General features: G+C 73.6%; 22 protein-coding genes. 8 read left to right on the top strand and 14 right to left on the bottom strand.

Annotated elements, in window-relative coordinates; translation table 11 throughout:
• Positions 1-177: 177 nt before the first annotated feature.
• Together EDC50_RS08910 and EDC50_RS08905 are read right to left on the bottom strand one after the other, a co-directional pair.
• On the bottom strand, positions 178-444 hold the full coding sequence (locus EDC50_RS08910; protein WP_199742095.1) for a hypothetical protein: 267 nt from the start codon (positions 442-444) through the stop codon (positions 178-180).
• A gap of 206 nt (positions 445-650) precedes the next feature.
• Positions 651-1,745, bottom strand: coding sequence for a DNA glycosylase AlkZ-like family protein (locus EDC50_RS08905; RefSeq protein WP_123770127.1), 1,095 nt, complete (start codon positions 1,743-1,745; stop codon positions 651-653).
• 214 nt (positions 1,746-1,959) lie between these two features.
• Here EDC50_RS08905 and EDC50_RS08900 point away from each other — a divergent pair, with 214 nt between their 5' ends.
• Positions 1,960-2,217, top strand: coding sequence for a hypothetical protein (locus EDC50_RS08900; RefSeq protein ID WP_123770126.1), 258 nt, complete (start codon positions 1,960-1,962; stop codon positions 2,215-2,217).
• Positions 2,218-2,678: 461 nt separating this feature from the next.
• Here the strand turns inward: EDC50_RS08900 and EDC50_RS08895 are convergent, their stop codons facing one another.
• From EDC50_RS08895 to EDC50_RS08885, 3 genes are all read right to left on the bottom strand, one after another.
• Positions 2,679-2,990, bottom strand: coding sequence for an RcnB family protein (locus EDC50_RS08895; RefSeq protein WP_123770125.1), 312 nt, complete (start codon positions 2,988-2,990; stop codon positions 2,679-2,681).
• A gap of 169 nt (positions 2,991-3,159) precedes the next feature.
• Positions 3,160-3,339, bottom strand: a complete 180-nt coding sequence (locus tag EDC50_RS08890; RefSeq protein ID WP_123770124.1) for a hypothetical protein — start codon at positions 3,337-3,339, stop codon at positions 3,160-3,162.
• Positions 3,340-3,364: 25 nt separating this feature from the next.
• A complete protein-coding gene (locus EDC50_RS08885) occupies positions 3,365-3,571 on the bottom strand; it encodes a hypothetical protein (protein WP_123770123.1) in 207 nt (68 codons plus the stop codon).
• Between the two features lie 219 nt (positions 3,572-3,790).
• On the opposite strand from EDC50_RS08885, the gene EDC50_RS08880 reads away from it, so the two are divergent.
• Together EDC50_RS08880 and EDC50_RS08875 are read left to right on the top strand one after the other, a co-directional pair.
• Positions 3,791-4,237 carry a CREC-EF hand family protein gene (locus tag EDC50_RS08880; RefSeq protein WP_123770122.1) on the top strand — a complete coding sequence of 149 codons (447 nt, stop codon included), beginning with the start codon at positions 3,791-3,793 and terminating at the stop codon, positions 4,235-4,237.
• 68 nt (positions 4,238-4,305) lie between these two features.
• On the top strand, positions 4,306-4,542 hold the full coding sequence (locus EDC50_RS08875; protein ID WP_123770121.1) for a hypothetical protein: 237 nt from the start codon (positions 4,306-4,308) through the stop codon (positions 4,540-4,542).
• Between the two features lie 160 nt (positions 4,543-4,702).
• Here EDC50_RS08875 and EDC50_RS08870 read toward each other — a convergent pair whose 3' ends face one another.
• Entirely contained in the window at positions 4,703-5,077 is a 375-nt protein-coding gene (locus EDC50_RS08870; RefSeq protein WP_123770120.1) for a YciI family protein, read from the bottom strand.
• Between the two features lie 358 nt (positions 5,078-5,435).
• Between EDC50_RS08870 and EDC50_RS08865 the strand changes: the two genes are divergently transcribed.
• Together EDC50_RS08865 and EDC50_RS08860 are read left to right on the top strand one after the other, a co-directional pair.
• Positions 5,436-6,377 carry an ABC transporter ATP-binding protein gene (locus tag EDC50_RS08865; protein WP_123770119.1) on the top strand — a complete coding sequence of 314 codons (942 nt, stop codon included), beginning with the start codon at positions 5,436-5,438 and terminating at the stop codon, positions 6,375-6,377.
• Positions 6,374-7,135, top strand: a complete 762-nt coding sequence (locus EDC50_RS08860; RefSeq protein ID WP_123770118.1) for an ABC transporter permease — start codon at positions 6,374-6,376, stop codon at positions 7,133-7,135. Before EDC50_RS08865 ends, EDC50_RS08860 begins: the two co-directional genes overlap by 4 nt.
• A gap of 53 nt (positions 7,136-7,188) precedes the next feature.
• On the opposite strand, the gene EDC50_RS08855 is transcribed toward EDC50_RS08860, so the two are convergent.
• From EDC50_RS08855 to EDC50_RS08845, 3 genes are all read right to left on the bottom strand, one after another.
• Positions 7,189-8,415 (bottom strand): hypothetical protein, encoded by a 1,227-nt coding sequence (locus EDC50_RS08855; RefSeq protein WP_123770117.1) that lies wholly within the window; start codon positions 8,413-8,415, stop codon positions 7,189-7,191.
• A 132-nt stretch (positions 8,416-8,547) separates the two neighbouring features.
• Positions 8,548-8,784, bottom strand: coding sequence for a DUF3297 family protein (locus tag EDC50_RS08850; protein WP_123770116.1), 237 nt, complete (start codon positions 8,782-8,784; stop codon positions 8,548-8,550).
• 191 nt (positions 8,785-8,975) lie between these two features.
• Positions 8,976-9,260, bottom strand: a complete 285-nt coding sequence (locus EDC50_RS08845; RefSeq protein ID WP_123770115.1) for a DUF4031 domain-containing protein — start codon at positions 9,258-9,260, stop codon at positions 8,976-8,978.
• Between the two features lie 242 nt (positions 9,261-9,502).
• On the opposite strand from EDC50_RS08845, the gene EDC50_RS08840 reads away from it, so the two are divergent.
• Entirely contained in the window at positions 9,503-9,709 is a 207-nt protein-coding gene (locus EDC50_RS08840) for a cold-shock protein (RefSeq protein ID WP_123770114.1), read from the top strand.
• Positions 9,710-9,794: 85 nt separating this feature from the next.
• On the opposite strand, the gene EDC50_RS08835 is transcribed toward EDC50_RS08840, so the two are convergent.
• The 4 genes from EDC50_RS08835 to EDC50_RS08820 form a co-directional block, all read right to left on the bottom strand.
• Positions 9,795-10,190, bottom strand: coding sequence for a DUF3037 domain-containing protein (locus EDC50_RS08835; RefSeq protein ID WP_123770113.1), 396 nt, complete (start codon positions 10,188-10,190; stop codon positions 9,795-9,797).
• A complete protein-coding gene (locus EDC50_RS08830; protein ID WP_170167614.1) occupies positions 10,177-10,950 on the bottom strand; it encodes a HipA family kinase in 774 nt (257 codons plus the stop codon). The genes EDC50_RS08835 and EDC50_RS08830 overlap by 14 nt, the downstream gene beginning before the upstream one ends.
• Positions 10,951-11,010: 60 nt before the next feature.
• Positions 11,011-11,244 (bottom strand): hypothetical protein, encoded by a 234-nt coding sequence (locus EDC50_RS08825; RefSeq protein WP_123770111.1) that lies wholly within the window; start codon positions 11,242-11,244, stop codon positions 11,011-11,013.
• Between the two features lie 88 nt (positions 11,245-11,332).
• Positions 11,333-12,601 (bottom strand): MFS transporter, encoded by a 1,269-nt coding sequence (locus EDC50_RS08820; RefSeq protein ID WP_123770110.1) that lies wholly within the window; start codon positions 12,599-12,601, stop codon positions 11,333-11,335.
• 413 nt (positions 12,602-13,014) lie between these two features.
• On the opposite strand from EDC50_RS08820, the gene EDC50_RS08815 reads away from it, so the two are divergent.
• Positions 13,015-13,458: a PepSY domain-containing protein gene (locus EDC50_RS08815; protein ID WP_123770109.1), complete on the top strand. Its 444-nt coding sequence runs from the start codon at positions 13,015-13,017 to the stop codon at positions 13,456-13,458.
• 79 nt (positions 13,459-13,537) lie between these two features.
• On the opposite strand, the gene EDC50_RS08810 is transcribed toward EDC50_RS08815, so the two are convergent.
• Complete coding sequence (locus EDC50_RS08810; RefSeq protein ID WP_123770108.1) at positions 13,538-14,110, bottom strand: cysteine hydrolase family protein; 573 nt, start codon at positions 14,108-14,110, stop codon at positions 13,538-13,540.
• A 395-nt stretch (positions 14,111-14,505) separates the two neighbouring features.
• Here EDC50_RS08810 and EDC50_RS08805 point away from each other — a divergent pair, with 395 nt between their 5' ends.
• Entirely contained in the window at positions 14,506-14,937 is a 432-nt protein-coding gene (locus EDC50_RS08805; protein ID WP_123770107.1) for an Lrp/AsnC family transcriptional regulator, read from the top strand.
• Positions 14,938-14,966 lie beyond the last annotated feature (29 nt).

The raw sequence follows: 14,966 nt of genomic DNA, 5'->3' as shown, positions 1-14,966 counted from the left end.
GCCGCGGGCCCGGGCCCGGCAGCGCCCGGGGGCGCGGCGTCACCTGCCGTTTCCGTCCCGCAGCGATGCCCGGCTGCGCGCCGGCTCCGCCGGCGCGGGCGGCGCCATGTCGATCCGCCGCCGCGCAAATGCCGCGCCGCGGACATCGCCCGGGCGGGCGTGGCGCCGGCGGCGCCGTCAGCGGCACTGCCGGCGTGCGCGCCACAGCACCAGCTGGCCGGCGACGGCGGTCAGCAGGATGAGCGAGTTGGTGACGATGAACACCCAGTTGCGCAGCATCCAGCTGTAGACGACGAAGCCGGTGGACGCGGCGATCTGGCCGAGGAACAGCCAGTACGACACGCCGCGCGGGTCGGGTTCGCGCCATTGGCGCCAGGTCTGCCGGGACAGGGTGGCGATGAGGATGGCCGAGGACAGCCAGCCGATCAGGTCGGGCATCTGCATGCGGCGTACTCTGCGCAAGCGCACGCCAAGGAGGCGCGAAACGGCGTCGCGCGCCGCGGCGACGCCGCGAAGCGGGCGCGGCTCGCGCCGGGATCGCGCGGCCCGCCATCGGCGTGGACGCCGCGACCCCCGGTTCCGCGGGGCGTGCCGCCCTTCGGGTGCGGGAACGCTTCGCGGACGGCGGTGGCCAGGCCCCGCTCTCGGCCTCAGCCGTCCAGGCCCAGGAACCCGCGCATGCGCGCCAGCTCGGCCTCGAGCTCGCGGTCGAAGTCGGCGTCGCGCGGCGGGCGGCCTGCGACGTAGCCGAAATCGCAGGCGAGCCTGCCGCCGGCGGCGGAGAGGTTGGCCCAGCCGATCACGCGGTCGCGCCACAGCAGCGGCAGCGCGTAGTAGCCGAGCTTGCGCTTGGGCGCCGGCGTGTAGGCCTCGAAGCGGTAGGCCCAGCCCCAGAACGCCTCGAAGCGGCGCCGGTCCCACGCCACCGGATCGAACGGCGCCAGCAGGCGCACCGTTTCGTTCGGGCGCCAGCGCGCGCTCGCCGGGTTCTCCTCCTCCGGCCAGTACCAGTCCACGCCGTCCACGCGCGCGTGCCCCAGGCGCCGCTTCGCCCGCGCCAGCGCCGCCGCGCGCAGCGCGCCCCACTGCGGCGCGCCGCCGCGCAAATGGCCGACCAGCTGCGCCAGCGTGGACGCCGGCAGCGGCGCGTACTTGCGCACCACCACGTCCACCAGCGCGTCCATCCGCGCGTGCGCGGTGGCTTCGTCGGCGGGCACGTCGTCGGCGACGCGCGGCGCATAGACGCGGGTGCCGCCCTCGCGCCGCGCCACCCGCAGCAGGCCGCGGTAGTGCATGCCGTCGAGCAGTTGCGTACTCGCGTTGGACGAGCCGCCGAACCAGTTGGTGGCCTTGCCGTGGCCGAAGTGGGCGTCCACCTCGCGCGGATGCGCCTCGCCGCGCTCGGCGACGAAGGCCAGCACCGCACGCGCCCGCTTCCATTGCGCCTTCGACCACGCGATCCGCGGCGTGCGCGGATGCATCAGCCGGTGCAGCGGCCGCGGCACGAAGCCGTAGTTGACGAAGAAGTCCTCCTCCAGCGGCAGCCGCGGATAGCGGCGTTCCAGGTCGCCCGCGCGATAGCCGGCCACGCGGTGGCGCAGGGTCAGGTCCTGCGCCCGCGCCGGCGCGCGGATCGGATCGGCCTGGACGAAGCCGAGGCGCTCGACGGCGCGCGGCAGCGTGGTGGGCTTGAACAGCGAGCGCGCGACGGCGTAGCGGCGCAGGTGGTCGAGGGCGAGGGGCATCGCCCCATGATGGCGGGCAGGCGCGCCGATCCGCCAGCGCCGGGCGGCCGCATCGCCGCGCCGCGCGCACGCACCGCGCCCGTGGGCCGGCGCCGGGCGTTCCGCTTGCGGCGCGGCGACGGCGCGCGCATGCACGCTTCCCTGACCTCCGGGTCACGCCCGCATGACGCCTTGCGCGGCAAGCTGCGCGTTCGACAGCACGAGGAGAACGGCAATGCGCATCCTGAGGACCGTGGCCGTGGCCGCCATCGGCTATGCCGCCTATCGCGCCTGGCAGCGGCGCCCGGGCGCTCCGCGCAGGCCGTCGGCACCCCTCGACGAAGGCGAGACCACCTCGCCGCATGGCGACCCGGTGCTGGCCGGCGAGCCCCGGGCGAGCATCGGCCTCGCTTCCCAGGCGGCGGGCCAGGCCAGCCACGGCATCGGCAGCGGCGACACCCCCAATCCCGGCCGGGCGCAGGACGGCCTCTGAGGCGTCCGTCCGCCGGCGCAGGGGCAAGGCGCCGCGCCGCCGGCATGCACCGCCCTCTGCCCTTGCCGCGGGAGCACCCCGCACGGGCCGGAGCCGCCGTCCCGCCCGATCCGCGACCGGCGCGAGCCAGCCCGGGGGCGCCTTCCTGGCGCCGCCGACGAGGCGTCGGCGACCTCAACGACAAGGTCCCGGACGCCACCGACGCGGTCACGAACGTCATCTTTGAGGTCATCGACGTCATCGTTGAGGTTCCGGACGTCGCCGTTGCGGCGGTCGACGTCATCGGCGAGGCGCCAGGCCTCGTCGCTGCCGTGGGCGACGCCTTCCATGAGGCCGCCGGCCCCTTCGCCGAGGTCGGCTTCGCTTCCACCGAGATCCGCGACGTCAACGGCGAGGTGAGCGGCCTGGCCGCCGCCGGCCGCGCCGGGTCGTTGCGGTCCGACGCGCGGCGCGGCCGCGGCTCAGTGGTGCAGCAGGATGTCGGCGATGATGCCCGTCGCCACCGCGATCAGCAGGTACTTGCCGTCGTCGGTGCGGATCCAGCGGTGGCCCGGCGGCGGCGGGGCGAGATGATGGTGGTGGTAGTCGACGACGTACTTCGGCTCCAGGTAGACCACGGGCACCTTTTCGCCGCGCTTCCAGTCCTTGTGGCCCGAGTGCCAGCCCTTGTGGTGGCCCGGCGGGTGGCCGCCGTGCGGCGGGCCCTTGGCGAGAGCGGCGGACGAGGCCAGCAGCAGGCCGGCAAGCGAGACGGCGCACAACAGACGTTTCATGGTTTCCCCCTCGGGAGTGGCGCGATGCCGAGGCATGTTACGTCGGCGCCGCCGGCGCGCCAGCGGGAAACCATGACGGCGGTCGCCGTTCCCGCGCACCGCGCATCCGCGCGACGGTTCCGGTTCACGGAAACCGTCCCGGCGGACGGCGTGCGTCGCGGCGCGCCGGTCAGTGCAGGCGGTGCCCGCCGGGCTCGTCGCGGCGCAGCACGGAGTCCTGCCCGGCCTGCTTGGCCGCGTGGCCTTGCTTGGACGCCGCCTTGGGCGGGCGGCGGTTCTCCAGGTCCTTGCGTGCGCGCTTGGCGCCTTCCTTGTGCTGCGCATTCAGTTTCTGCTTGTCCGGGCGCATCGGGTGCCTCTGCGGGGTGGGTGGGTCAATGGCGCTTGTCGCTGCCGCTGCGGTGGTCGTCGCGACCCTCGGGCCGGGTCGGCGCCTCGCGCTCGGGCGCGCTCTTGCGCTGGGTCGGCCCGTTCTTGCCGGCGCGCAGCGCGTGGCTGCGGTCGGTCGTCTCGTCGTGGCCGCTGGGTGGCGTGGTGCGGCCGGATTCGACCCGGTCGCGCGCGTGCTTGTTGGTGCCCATTTGCTGCTCCACTGCGTTGCCGAGTCCATGCACGCTACGCGCCTGCGCGTTAGCCGCGGCGCAGGAAACCGTGAGGCCGCGCTAACACGGTTCATGCGCGTGAACGGACGCGTCCCGCAGCGGTTTCGCGATGCAGCAATTGACGGCGGCCTCACCGCGCGCGGCGCAGTCTGCGCCCGCCGGGGAGAACGCAGCAATGCGCAGTCGAGGAGCACAGCAATGAAACGCAGCACCACTTTCCGCACCACCACGATCGCCGCGGCGCTGTTCGCGCTGGCCGGCACCGCCTGGGCCGGCGACAAGGGCGACAAGCTCAAGAGCATGGACAGCAACGGCGACGGCTCCGTGTCCGCGACCGAACATGCGGCCGCGGCGCAGGCCAAGTTCGGGCAGATGGACGCCAACGGCGACGGCAACCTCACCGCCGCGGAACTGGACGCGCGCAAGGACCGCGACGACAAGGGCGGCATGAGCGCGGCGCAGAAGCTCGCCGAGCTCGACGGCAACGGCGACGGCACCCTGACCGCGTCCGAGTACGACGCCGGCATGCAGCGCAAGTTCGCGCAGATGGACGGCAACGGCGACGGCAGCCTGTCGCAGCAGGAGCTGGCCGCCGCCCATGCGATGAAGGGCAAGCAACGCAGCGCGCAGCAGGACGACCGCTGAGCGATCACGCCGGCCGCAGGCCCGGGGCCCGCGGCTGGACGCCCTTCCTCCCGCCGGACACGAACGCGATGAACACCCGAGACGACGACATCCCCCGCGACCTGGTGCGCCCGCCCGAGCCGGGCGGCGAGATCAGCGGCCAGCACCACGGCCTGCGCCGGCCCGGCGACGAGCAGCGGCTGGACCAGGCCTTGCGCGAAGCCGACCTGGAAGACCGCGGCGAGTCGGTCGAGGACCGGTTGCGCGACCGGCGCAGCAGCGGCGTGCCGGCCGAGGACGGCGGCGAGGACGCCGCCGCCGAGTGAGGCGCGGGACCGCCCGGGCGCTCGCCCGAGCGCGCCTCGCCGGAACCGCCTGCGACGTCAAAACGCCGAAGCGGCGCACGGGCCCAGTCCGCGCGCCGCTCCGGCGCTCTCCCTGACGAGGAGGGCGCCAGTGTCGCGCGCGCGTCGCAGGCGCCGAGACTCAGGCGCCGACGCGGCGCCGTTCGGCGTCCATGTCGCGCACCGGCCGCACTTCGATGCAGCCGGTGCGCGCCCAGGGGAACTGCGCGGCGATGCGCGCGGCCTCTTCGATGCTGCCGGCTTCGATCAGGTTGAAGCCGGCCAGCACTTCCTTGGTCTCCGCGAACGGCCCATCGACCACGGTGGTGCGGCCGTTGCGGATGCGCACGGCCTTCGCGCTCGCCGGCGCCTCGAGCTGCTGCGAGGCCAGCAGCCTGCCTTCGCCGCGCATCTCGTCGGCATGGGCCAGGCAGGCGCGCATCATCGTGTCGTATTCGCCCTCGGGCAGGGCCTCGAGCAGGGATTCGTCGGTGTAGACCAGGAGCAGGAACTGCATGGCGGCCTCCGCGGGAACGGTGCGCCGCCGTTCGCTGCGCGCGAACGGCGGACGGGCCGCCTATTAGGCCGCAACGCCGGCGGCGCTTCCAGCGCGGCTGGATTGCCCCGTCGGCGGGACGATCCTTCCCCGCGGGCACGGCTTATCGCTCCCGGGAGGCGCCCTTACCCTGGGTTCCCGCCCAAGGAGACGACAACATGCTGGCGAACCTCCGCCGTTTCCTGCGCCGCCTCGCCCGACAGCTGGAAGGACGCTGGCGCGATTGCGACGCGTCCGGCCGCAGCATCGGCGAGCTCGGCTGAGCGCCGGGCCCGTGTCCGTTACGATGCGCGCTCCCGATCCCGCGACCCTCCGCCGCATGCAGCCGATCATCTCCATCCGCGGCCTGACCAAGACCTACGCCTCCGGCTTCCAGGCGCTCAAGGGCATCGACCTGGACATCCGCCGCGGCGAGATCTTCGCCCTGCTCGGGCCCAACGGCGCCGGCAAGACCACGCTGATCAGCATCGTCTGCGGCATCGTCAACCCCAGCGCCGGCACCGTGCTCGCCGACGGCCACGACATCGTGCGCGACTACCGCGCCGCGCGCGGCCTGATCGGCCTGGTGCCGCAGGAGCTGTCCACCGACGCGTTCGAAAGCGTGTGGGCGACGGTGCGCTTCTCGCGCGGGCTGTTCGGCAAGCCGCCCGACCCGGCGCACCTGGAACGGGTGCTGCGCGACCTGTCGTTGTGGGAGAAGAGGGACGCCAAGATCATGACGCTCTCCGGCGGCATGAAGCGGCGCGTGCTGATCGCCAAGGCGCTGGCCCACGAGCCGTCGATCCTGTTCCTCGACGAGCCCACCGCGGGCGTGGACGTCGAGCTGCGCCACGACATGTGGCAGATGGTGCGGCGCCTGCGCGAGAGCGGCACCACCATCATCCTGACCACCCACTACATCGAGGAAGCCGAGGAGATGGCCGACCGGGTCGGCGTGATCAACAAGGGCGAGCTGGTCGTGGTCGAGGACAAGGCGACGCTGATGCGCAAGCTCGGCAAGAAGCAGCTGACCCTGCACCTGCAGGCGCCGCTGCAGCGCCTGCCCGAGGGCCTGGCCGGCTACCCGCTGGAGCTGAGCGAGGACGGCCAGTCGCTGACCTACACCTTCGACGTGCAGGCCGAGGACACCGGCATCGGCGCGCTGCTGCGCCGGCTCAACGAGCACGGCGTGGACTTCAAGGACCTGCATTCCAGCGAGAGCTCGCTGGAGGACATCTTCGTCAGCCTGGTCCGCGGCGGCCGCACGGAGGCGCGCGCATGAACCTGCATGCCGTCGGCGCCATCTACCGCTTCGAGATGGCCCGCACCTTCCGCACCCTGATGGAGAGCATCGTCTCGCCGGTGCTGTCCACCTCGCTGTACTTCATCGTGTTCGGCGCGGCGATCGGCGCGCGCATGGGCGAGGTGGACGGAGTCAGCTACGGCGCCTTCATCATCCCCGGCCTGGTCATGCTGTCGCTGCTGAGCGAGAGCATCTCGAACGCATCCTTCGGCATCTACCTGCCGAAGTGGTCGGGCACGATCTACGAGCTGCTGTCGGCGCCGGTCTCGACGCTGGAGATCGTGGTCGGCTACGTCGGCGCGGCGGCCACCAAGTCGCTGATGCTGGGCACGCTGATCCTGCTCACCGCGCGCTTCTTCGTCGACTACGAGATCGCGCACCCGGGCTGGATGCTGGCGTTCCTGGTGCTGACCGCGCTGACGTTCTGCCTGTTCGGCTTCATCATCGGCCTGTGGGCGGACAGCTTCCAGCGCCTGCAGCTGATCCCGCTGATGATCGTGACCCCGCTGACCTTCCTCGGCGGCGCGTTCTATTCGATCTCGATGCTGCCGCCGCTGTGGCAGAAGATCGCGCTGTTCAACCCGGTGGTGTACCTGATCAGCGGATTCCGCTGGAGCTTCTACGGCCAGGCCGACGTCGACGTCGGCATCAGCCTGGCGGCGATCGTCGGCTTCCTGCTCGCCTGCCTGGCGGCGGTGTACTGGATCTTCCGCACCGGCTGGCGCCTGAAGGCCTGAGCGTTCCGCCCGCGGGGCGGATGCGCTGACGGATCCGGAAGGGGCGGCGCCGCTCAGCGCGCCGCCGCGCAGTCGGCCAGCCGCCGCTGCAGATAGCGATGCATCAAGGCGCCGTGCAGGTTGTGCGGCGCCAGTTCGGTGCGGAACGGCGTGCGCGGGTTGCGGTCGAGCAGGCGCACGACGTGGTACGCCAGCGGCCGCACGCCGCGCGGATGGACGTAGATGCGGAAGCCGCGCAGCACCGGGTCGTCGAGCAGGGCGTCGAGGCGGGCGACGAGCGCGCGCTGGCGCGGGTCCAGGCGCCGCCGCAACACCGGGTCGCGCTCGTACAGCAACCGCTCGTGCAGGCGGTGGCCGCGCAGGCCGAGTTCGCGCGCCAGGCGCCAGATCTCGCGGCTGCGGGCGTTGGTGGCCGCCAGCCCGCCCCGCGCGCGCAGCGCCTCGGCGGCCTCGCGGCTCACGTCGTAGACCACGAAGTTCTCGGCCTGGTTGTTCAGGTCGTCGAGGTGGCGGCGGTCGAACACGTGCACCACGTAGCCGGGGCGGCCGGCGAAGGCCTGCCGGCCCAGCGCCGCGGCGGCGACGCCGAGCGGGTCCTCCGCCAGTTCGCCGGCGGCGTCGCCGAGCAGGATGCTGCGGGTGTCGTGCAACCGGACGAAGGTGCCGATCGCGAGCTCGTCGGCGGCGAACTCGCGGTCGAACGCGTCCGCCCCGTACAGCTCGTACTGCGCCGCGTACTGCGCGACCTGGCGGCCGACGCCGCATTCGCTGCGCACGCGGCCGCGGTAGAACGCCTCGATCGCGGTGGAGTTGCGCCCGGACGGCACGAAGCCGCGGCCGAAGCCGAAGATCGGGCGCCAGCCGTCGGCCCGCGCGCCGCCGCGGCCGAAGCCGATCCAGCCCAGCTGCAGCCCACTGAAGCGGTAGCCCGGATTGGCCGCGAGCCGGTCGGCCGCGCGGCGGGTGGCGGCGCCGAGCCGGTACGCGTAGGCGCAGCGCGTGGCCGGGTGCTCGAGCAGGGCGGCGATCGCATCGCCCTGCGCGGCGGCGCGCTGCGGATCGCGCGGCAGCGCCACCCGCAGGTCGCCGGCGGCGTGCGCTTCGGCCAGGTCGGCGCGCGTGCAGGGCGCCCCGGCATGCACCTGCAGCGCGGGAACGTCGGCCGGCTCGAAGCGCCAGCCGAGCTCGGCCAGGACCCGCTGCTCGCACGGGGCCGCCGGCGCCCGCACCGCGGCGGCGGCGCAGGGAAGCAGCAGGCTCAGCAGCAGGGCGCGGCGCATGCGTCGTCCTCTCTCCGCGCCGGAGCCGCGGACGCGTGTCCGGCGCGCGTGCATTCCGGCGGTGGCCCAGTATCCCGCCATCCCGCGCCTGGATCGGGCATGGGCCGCGCGTCGCCGACGTGCCGGCCGGGCTCAGCTGCGGAAGTACGCCTCGACCTTGCCCTTGACCTTCATCGTCATCGGGTTGCCGCGCCGGTCCAGCGCCTTGCCGACCGGGAACCGCACCCAGCCCTCGCTGACGCAGTATTCCTCGACGTTGTGGCGCTCCACGCCGTTGAAGCGGATGCCGACCCCGCGTTCGAGCGCGGCCTCGTCGTAGTACGGGCTGCTCGGGTCGTTGGACAGGCGGTCGGGCGGGGTCTCGGACATGGCGTGCTCCATGAGGCGTTGCGTCGGCGCCGCGCATTGTAGGCGCGGGCGCCGGGCGCCGGAATCGCGCGGCGGCGCGGCGCGGCATGCGCCTCGCCGCGGCACGGCGGGCATTCGCGCGGGCTCGGCGCGTCGCGTGTCCGTGGCGGCCCCGCCTTTCCCGAGGCCCGGCGGCGCGTCGGCTCCGCGGGCTACGGCGCCTCGCCGCGCCCCTGCGCCTTGGCCCGGGCGATCACCGCCCGCACCTGCGCGCGGTCGCGATGACGGGAGATCGGCACCGCGCCGAGCGCGATCGCGCGCGCGCGCAGCTCGGCGGTGACGTCGTAGTGCGCGCCGCTGGTCTTGTTCTGGAACGCCCGGCGCGGAATGCCGAGGCGGTCGGCCATCGCATGCAGCTCCCCGAGCGTGTCCGCCATCAGGTGCGCCCAGCGCTGGCCGCGCCAGAGATGAACGGCGTCGTCGACGTAGACCGGCATGGGCGGGAGCCTCCTGGGCGGGGTTCGGCTGAACGGGGAGCACGCGCGCGGCACGCGGCATTTGCGTTTTGCGGCGTTTGCCACTACCGTGTGCCGTGCTGAGTTAGTCAAGGGTCACTGTCGATCGTGGCCCGATGAAGATCTACGTTTCACTCCATCGTTGCACCTCGCTACTCCTTGCGACCAGCTCCCCCGCCGCGTTCCCAGCGGCATTTCCGTTCAACTGTTCCAAGGAGCAAGCAATGTCCCGTGAAAACGGCACCGTAAAGTGGTTCAACGACGCCAAGGGTTTCGGCTTCATCAGCCGCGAGAATGGCGAGGACGTGTTCGTGCACTTCCGTTCGATCCAGGGCTCGGGTTTCAAGAGCCTGCAGGAAGGCCAGAAGGTCAGCTTCACCGTCGTCCAGGGCCAGAAGGGCCTGCAGGCCGACGCCGTGCAGCCGCTCTGAGCGTCGAACCCATGCGGCCGCTCCGGCGGCCGTATCGAAAGCCCGGCTTCGGCCGGGCTTTTTCGTTTCCGCGCGCCCGCGATAGTCAGGCGCGCGGCGGCCGCACCATCCGCGCGAGCAAGTGCTCGAGCGCGGCATCCGGGTCCCGGCAACGGCCCAGGTGCACCGCCGAGGTCTGGAGCACCGAGCTGCGCCGCGCGGTCAGCCAGTGGAAGCGGGCGCGCGGCGGCAGCCGGCCGATCGGCCCGCTGCCGGGCCCGCCGGCGCAGATCGCCTCGAGCGCGCGCAGGTGCCGCCGCACCGCTTCCAGATCGACCGCGGGATCGAGCGCGCGCAGCCGCGCCTCGTCCAGTTCCACCCGCGCGCGCAGGTAGCGGGCCGCCGGGCACGACAGGATCACGCCCGCGTTGACGAACTCCTCGCGCTCCACCCGCGGCACCACGCGGATCACGGCGTAGTCGTAGACGTCAGGCGCGCGCACGTTCGGCCTCCTCGACGAAACGCTGGCGCCGCTGCAGCCGCGCGAGGAGGTGCGCGCGGTAGGCCGCGCGCAGCGCCGCCGGTTGCGCGCCGCCGCCACCCAACCAGCCGTCCGGCACCCGCGCCAGCACCGCGTCGAAGACGTCGGCGTGCAGGCGCGGCGCCAGGCGGGCGTCGGCGTCGGCCACGCTGCCGGCCTGCTCCAGCAGCACGTGCTCGCGGATCAGCGGGAACGGGTTGGCGGCGGCGCCGTCGCCGTCGTCCGGGGCGCCGTCCCAGCCGTGGTGGAAGTACAGCGCCGCGCCGTGGTCGATCAGCCACAGCGCGCGATGCCACACCAGGAGGTTCGGGTTGCGGAAGCTGCGGTCGACGTTGCTGACGAAAGCGTCGAACCAGACCACGTCCGCGGCCAGCTCGGGCGCCACCTGTTCGGCGACCGGGTCGAAGTTGATCGCGCCGGGCAGGTAGTCCAGCGCCAGGTTGAGCCCGGCGCTGGCGCGGATCAGGTCCTGGATCTCGGGGTCCGGCTCGGTGCGCGCCAGTTCCGGGTCGAGCTCGACCAGCACGACCTCCGGCACCGGCAGGCCGAGCGCGCGCGCCAGTTCGCCGCAGACCAGTTCGGCCACCAGCGCCTTTGCGCCCTGGCCGGCGCCGCGGAACTTGAGCACATACAGCCCGTCGTCGTCCCCCTCGATCACCGCCGGCAGCGAGCCGCCCTCGCGCAGCGGGGTGACGTAGCGGGCGGCGGCGACGGTGCGCAGGGGCATGGGCGGCGGGTCGGCGAAGGCCCGCCAGATTACCCGCTGCGCGCGCCGCGCGCCTCAGTGCGGTTCGGGCTTGCGCGGCGGCGGATCGGTCGGCGCGTCGCGCTGCTCGCCGCCCTCGTAGCGCGGCCAGTCGTCGCGCGGGTGGCGCTTGGTGTTGCGGTCGCCCGAGCTGTGCGCGTACTCGCGCGGCGAGCGCTGTGGCTCGTCCGGTTGCGGCCGCTCGGCATCGCGCGGCGGCGCGTGCTCGGGGGTGGGCTTGCCGGCAGGGCGGGGATCGCGCGGCTTCATGGCGGGGCTCCGGTGGGGTCCGGCCCCCACCGTGCCGCAGCGGGCATGAACACCCGGTGCCCGCGGCGTTGCGCAGGCGTGAAGGCGTCTACCAGGTGTCCTCGAGCAGCCGCGGCCGGCACGCCATGCGCCCGCCCACCGTCAGCGCGACCAGGCACAGCAGCAGGAACGCGAACGGCCAGCCCCAGCCGCCGCTGCGCTCGTGCAGCCAGCCGAACAGCAGCGGCCCCAGGCAGCTCAGCGCGTAGCCCGCGCCCTGGACGAAGCCCGACAGCCGCGACGAACCGGCCTGGGTGCGCGTGCGCAGGTTGATCAGCGTCAGCGACAGCGGGAACGTGCTCGGCCCCAGGCCGAGCAGCGCCACCCACAGCATCGGCGCGTCCATCGGCGCCCACAGCAGGCCGGCGAACGCGACCAGGTACGCGGCCACGCAGCCGAGCACGATCGGGAACGGATTGGCGATGCGCACCGCCAGCGCCGGCAGCAGCAGCGCGCTGACCAGGCCGAGCGTGGAGAACAGCGCGACCATCGCCCCGCCGAGCGCGGCGCTGCCGCCGGCCTCGATCAGCAGCTTCGGCAGCCAGGTGAACATCGAGTAGGTGACCAGCGAGGTGTTGCCGAACATCAGCATCAGGCCCCACGCCACCGGCGAGCGCCACACCTTGCCAGGCGTCTCCGCGCGCGCCAGCTCCGGCGCCTCGTCGTGCGGCGCCACCGCGGCGTCGTGCAGCCGCGCCAGCGTGCGCGCCTGCCGCGAGCGGCCGCGCCGCTCCATCCACAGCACGCCGAGCCAGGGCAGCGCCGCGGCCGCGGCGACCAGCGACCAGGCGCCGAGCGACGTGCGCCAGCCCGCGGCGTGCGCCAGGGGTACCGCGAACAGCGCCGGCAGGATCGTGCCCACCTGCAGCACGGCGATGTAGAGCGTGCTGACCGTGCCCACGCGGTCGGCGAAGTAGCGCTTCACCAGCGGCGGCAGCACCACGTTGCCCATGCCCATGCCGGACAGCGCCAGCGCCGACGCGGCGAGCAGCGCATGGGCGTCGCCCGCGAACGCGCGCGCGAGCAGGCCGGCCGCGGCCAGCGCCATCGCCAGCAGCGCGGTGCGCTCCAGCCCGAGGCGATGGGCGATGCCGGGCGTGGCCACGCCGAACAGCGCGAACGCCGCGGTCGGCGCCATGCCGAACACCCCGGTCATGGTCGGGCCGAAGCCGAACTCGCGCCCGAGCTGGTCCAGCAGCGGCGTCAGCGAGGTCACCGCGGTGCGCAGGTTGAATGCGGACAGGACGATGCCGGCCAGTACCAGCGCGCGCTCGCGCCAGCGCGGGCGTACGGCGACGGCGGCGGGGGAGACGTCCATGCGGCTTTCCGATAAAAACGGCCGCCGCGACGGACGCGGGTCCGCGCGGCGGCGAGGGGAGGGAAGCGCTCGGCGTCGCGCCGGAGCCGCGCCAGTGTGCGGCAGGCGCAGGCGCAGGGCCACCCCCGCGCGGGAACGCAGCGTTGCGCGCGCCGGTTCGGGCCGCAACCGGCAAAACCGCAAGGGAGGAAACGCAAACAGCCGCCGCGGTCGCATGGCCGCCGGCGCGTGCCGGCGGATCGGCAGGCCGCGGGCCGCGGGTCCCTCGCGCCCCGGTGAAGGGGCCGTAAAGAGCGATCGTCCTGCCGCTGAACGCAGGCCGCGCCGACCGTGGCCTTTCACCACCGGTTCGCCATCGCCGCCCAACACTCCGGCTACCCGATCCGCATGGATCAGACACGAAGGAGGACGCGATGAAGACCCTGCTCACCTGCAGTCTGGCCCTGCTGCTCGGCGGCGCCGGCGCCGCGTTCGCGCAGGACGCCGCGCAGCAGAGCGCGCAGGCGCCGTTGACCGAGCACCAGGTGCGCGAGCGCCTCGCCGCGCAGGGCTACACCAAGGTCAACGACGTCAAGTTCGACGGCGTGTGGAAGGCCGACGCGCGCAGCGCCAATGGCAACCGCGTGGACGTGCGCATCGACCCGCAGTCCGGCAATGTCTACCCCGACGAGCAGGTCGCCAACCTCACCGAGCGCGACGTGCGCGCGCGCCTGGCCGCGGCCGGCTACACCAACATCCACGATGTCGACTACGAGGACGGCATCTGGAACGCCGAGGCCGACGACCCGTCGGGCCGCGACGTCGAACTCAAGATCGACCCGGCGACCGGCAAGGTGATCGGCAAGGAAAAGGACTGAGCCCTGCGCCCTGCGCGCTCCCTCTCCTGAAGACGGGAGGGGGAGCGGCGCGCCGCGGGCGCCGCATCGGCCCGGGGGCCTAGGCCGCCGCCCGCGCCAGCCACGCCAGCACCTCGTCCGTATCCGCCACCTGCCCGAACTCCGCCCGCAGCGTCGCCAGGTGCGCGCGGTGCACCTCGTCCGCCGGGATCACGCCGCCGGCGCCATCGTCCAGATCGAAGCAGCAGCAGGCGTCGCCGACCACGGTGACGCGATAGCCGAGATTGGCCGCGACCCGCGCGGTCGTCGACACGCACATGTCGGTGCTGATGCCGAACAGCACGACGTGCTCGACGCCGAGCCGGCGCAAGCGCAGGTCCAGGTCGGTGCCGATGAACGCCGCGTTGACCGACTTGCGCACCAGCGCCTCGCCGGGCCGTGGTTCGAAGCCGGCGCGGAAGGCGTTGCCGGGCAGCCCGGGTGCGAGCGTGGAGCCCGGCTGCACCGAGTCGTGGCAGACGTGGATCAGCGGCCATCCGGCCGCGCGCCAGGCCGCCAGCAGCCGCAGCCCGTTGCGCTCCATGGCCGGGTTGTTGCGGCGCGGCCAAGGGGCGTGATCGAACGCCCGTTGCACGTCGATCGGAATGAGCGCGGTGCGCGCGTCGAGAATCATGCCTTCTCCTCCATTGGTGTTGGTCCCCGGATCCGGGGAATCGGCGCGGCGCGGCGACCGTTCGCTGCGTTCCGCTGCTTTCACAGGGGCGCTCCACCCGCGCGATACGCAACTCGTAGCGCGCGTACCGAGGCCGCCGCCCGTGCCCGCGCACCGCGGCGGCCGAGCGCGCGCCAGGCGGCGATCGCCGCCTCGCTGCCGAAATACGCCACGGTGATGCCGAAGCCATCCGCGCGAGGAAGGCCACCGCATGAAGCGGCGGCGGGGAGGCGGGCGGAACCGGTCCCGTGCGACATCGGGGCGAGGGCGGGCGGTGGCGACCGTGGCACTGTGCGCGCTCGCGCGCGCCGGTCTCAACCCGGCAGAATGCCGGCACCGCCGCCGCTCCGCCGCCGATGAAGCGCCTGGACGAGACCGACCGCCGCCTGATCGCGCTGCTGCAGGACAACGCCCGCCTGCCGGCCGTGGCGCTGGCCAAGGCCGTGGGCCTGTCGCGCAGCGCCGTGCAGGAGCGCATCCAGCGGCTCGAGCGCGCCGGCGTGATCGCCCAGTACACGGTGCGCCTCGCCGCCGGCGACCCGCTGCAGGCCTGGCTGCTGCTGCGCCACGCCGAGGGCTTCAGCTGCGACGACGTGCTGCCCCTGCTGCGCGACCAGCCGCAGGTGCGGCTGTGCCAGAGCGTGGCCGGGGAGACCGACCTGATGGTCCTGGTGCAGGTGGACACCCCGGGCGAACTGGCCGACTTGCGCGAACGTATCGCCGCCTTCAAGGGCGTGGACGACGTCACCACCGTGCCGGTGCTGCGGACGGTGCTGGATCGCCGCTAGCCTCGCCGGTCCGCCTCGGGGCCGTCCGG

It is taken from the genome of Vulcaniibacterium tengchongense (assembly GCF_003814555.1).
Classification (GTDB): domain Bacteria; phylum Pseudomonadota; class Gammaproteobacteria; order Xanthomonadales; family Xanthomonadaceae; genus Vulcaniibacterium; species Vulcaniibacterium tengchongense.
Note: the sequence above shows the minus strand (reverse complement) of the source record. Positions and strands in the feature narration are given on the sequence as shown.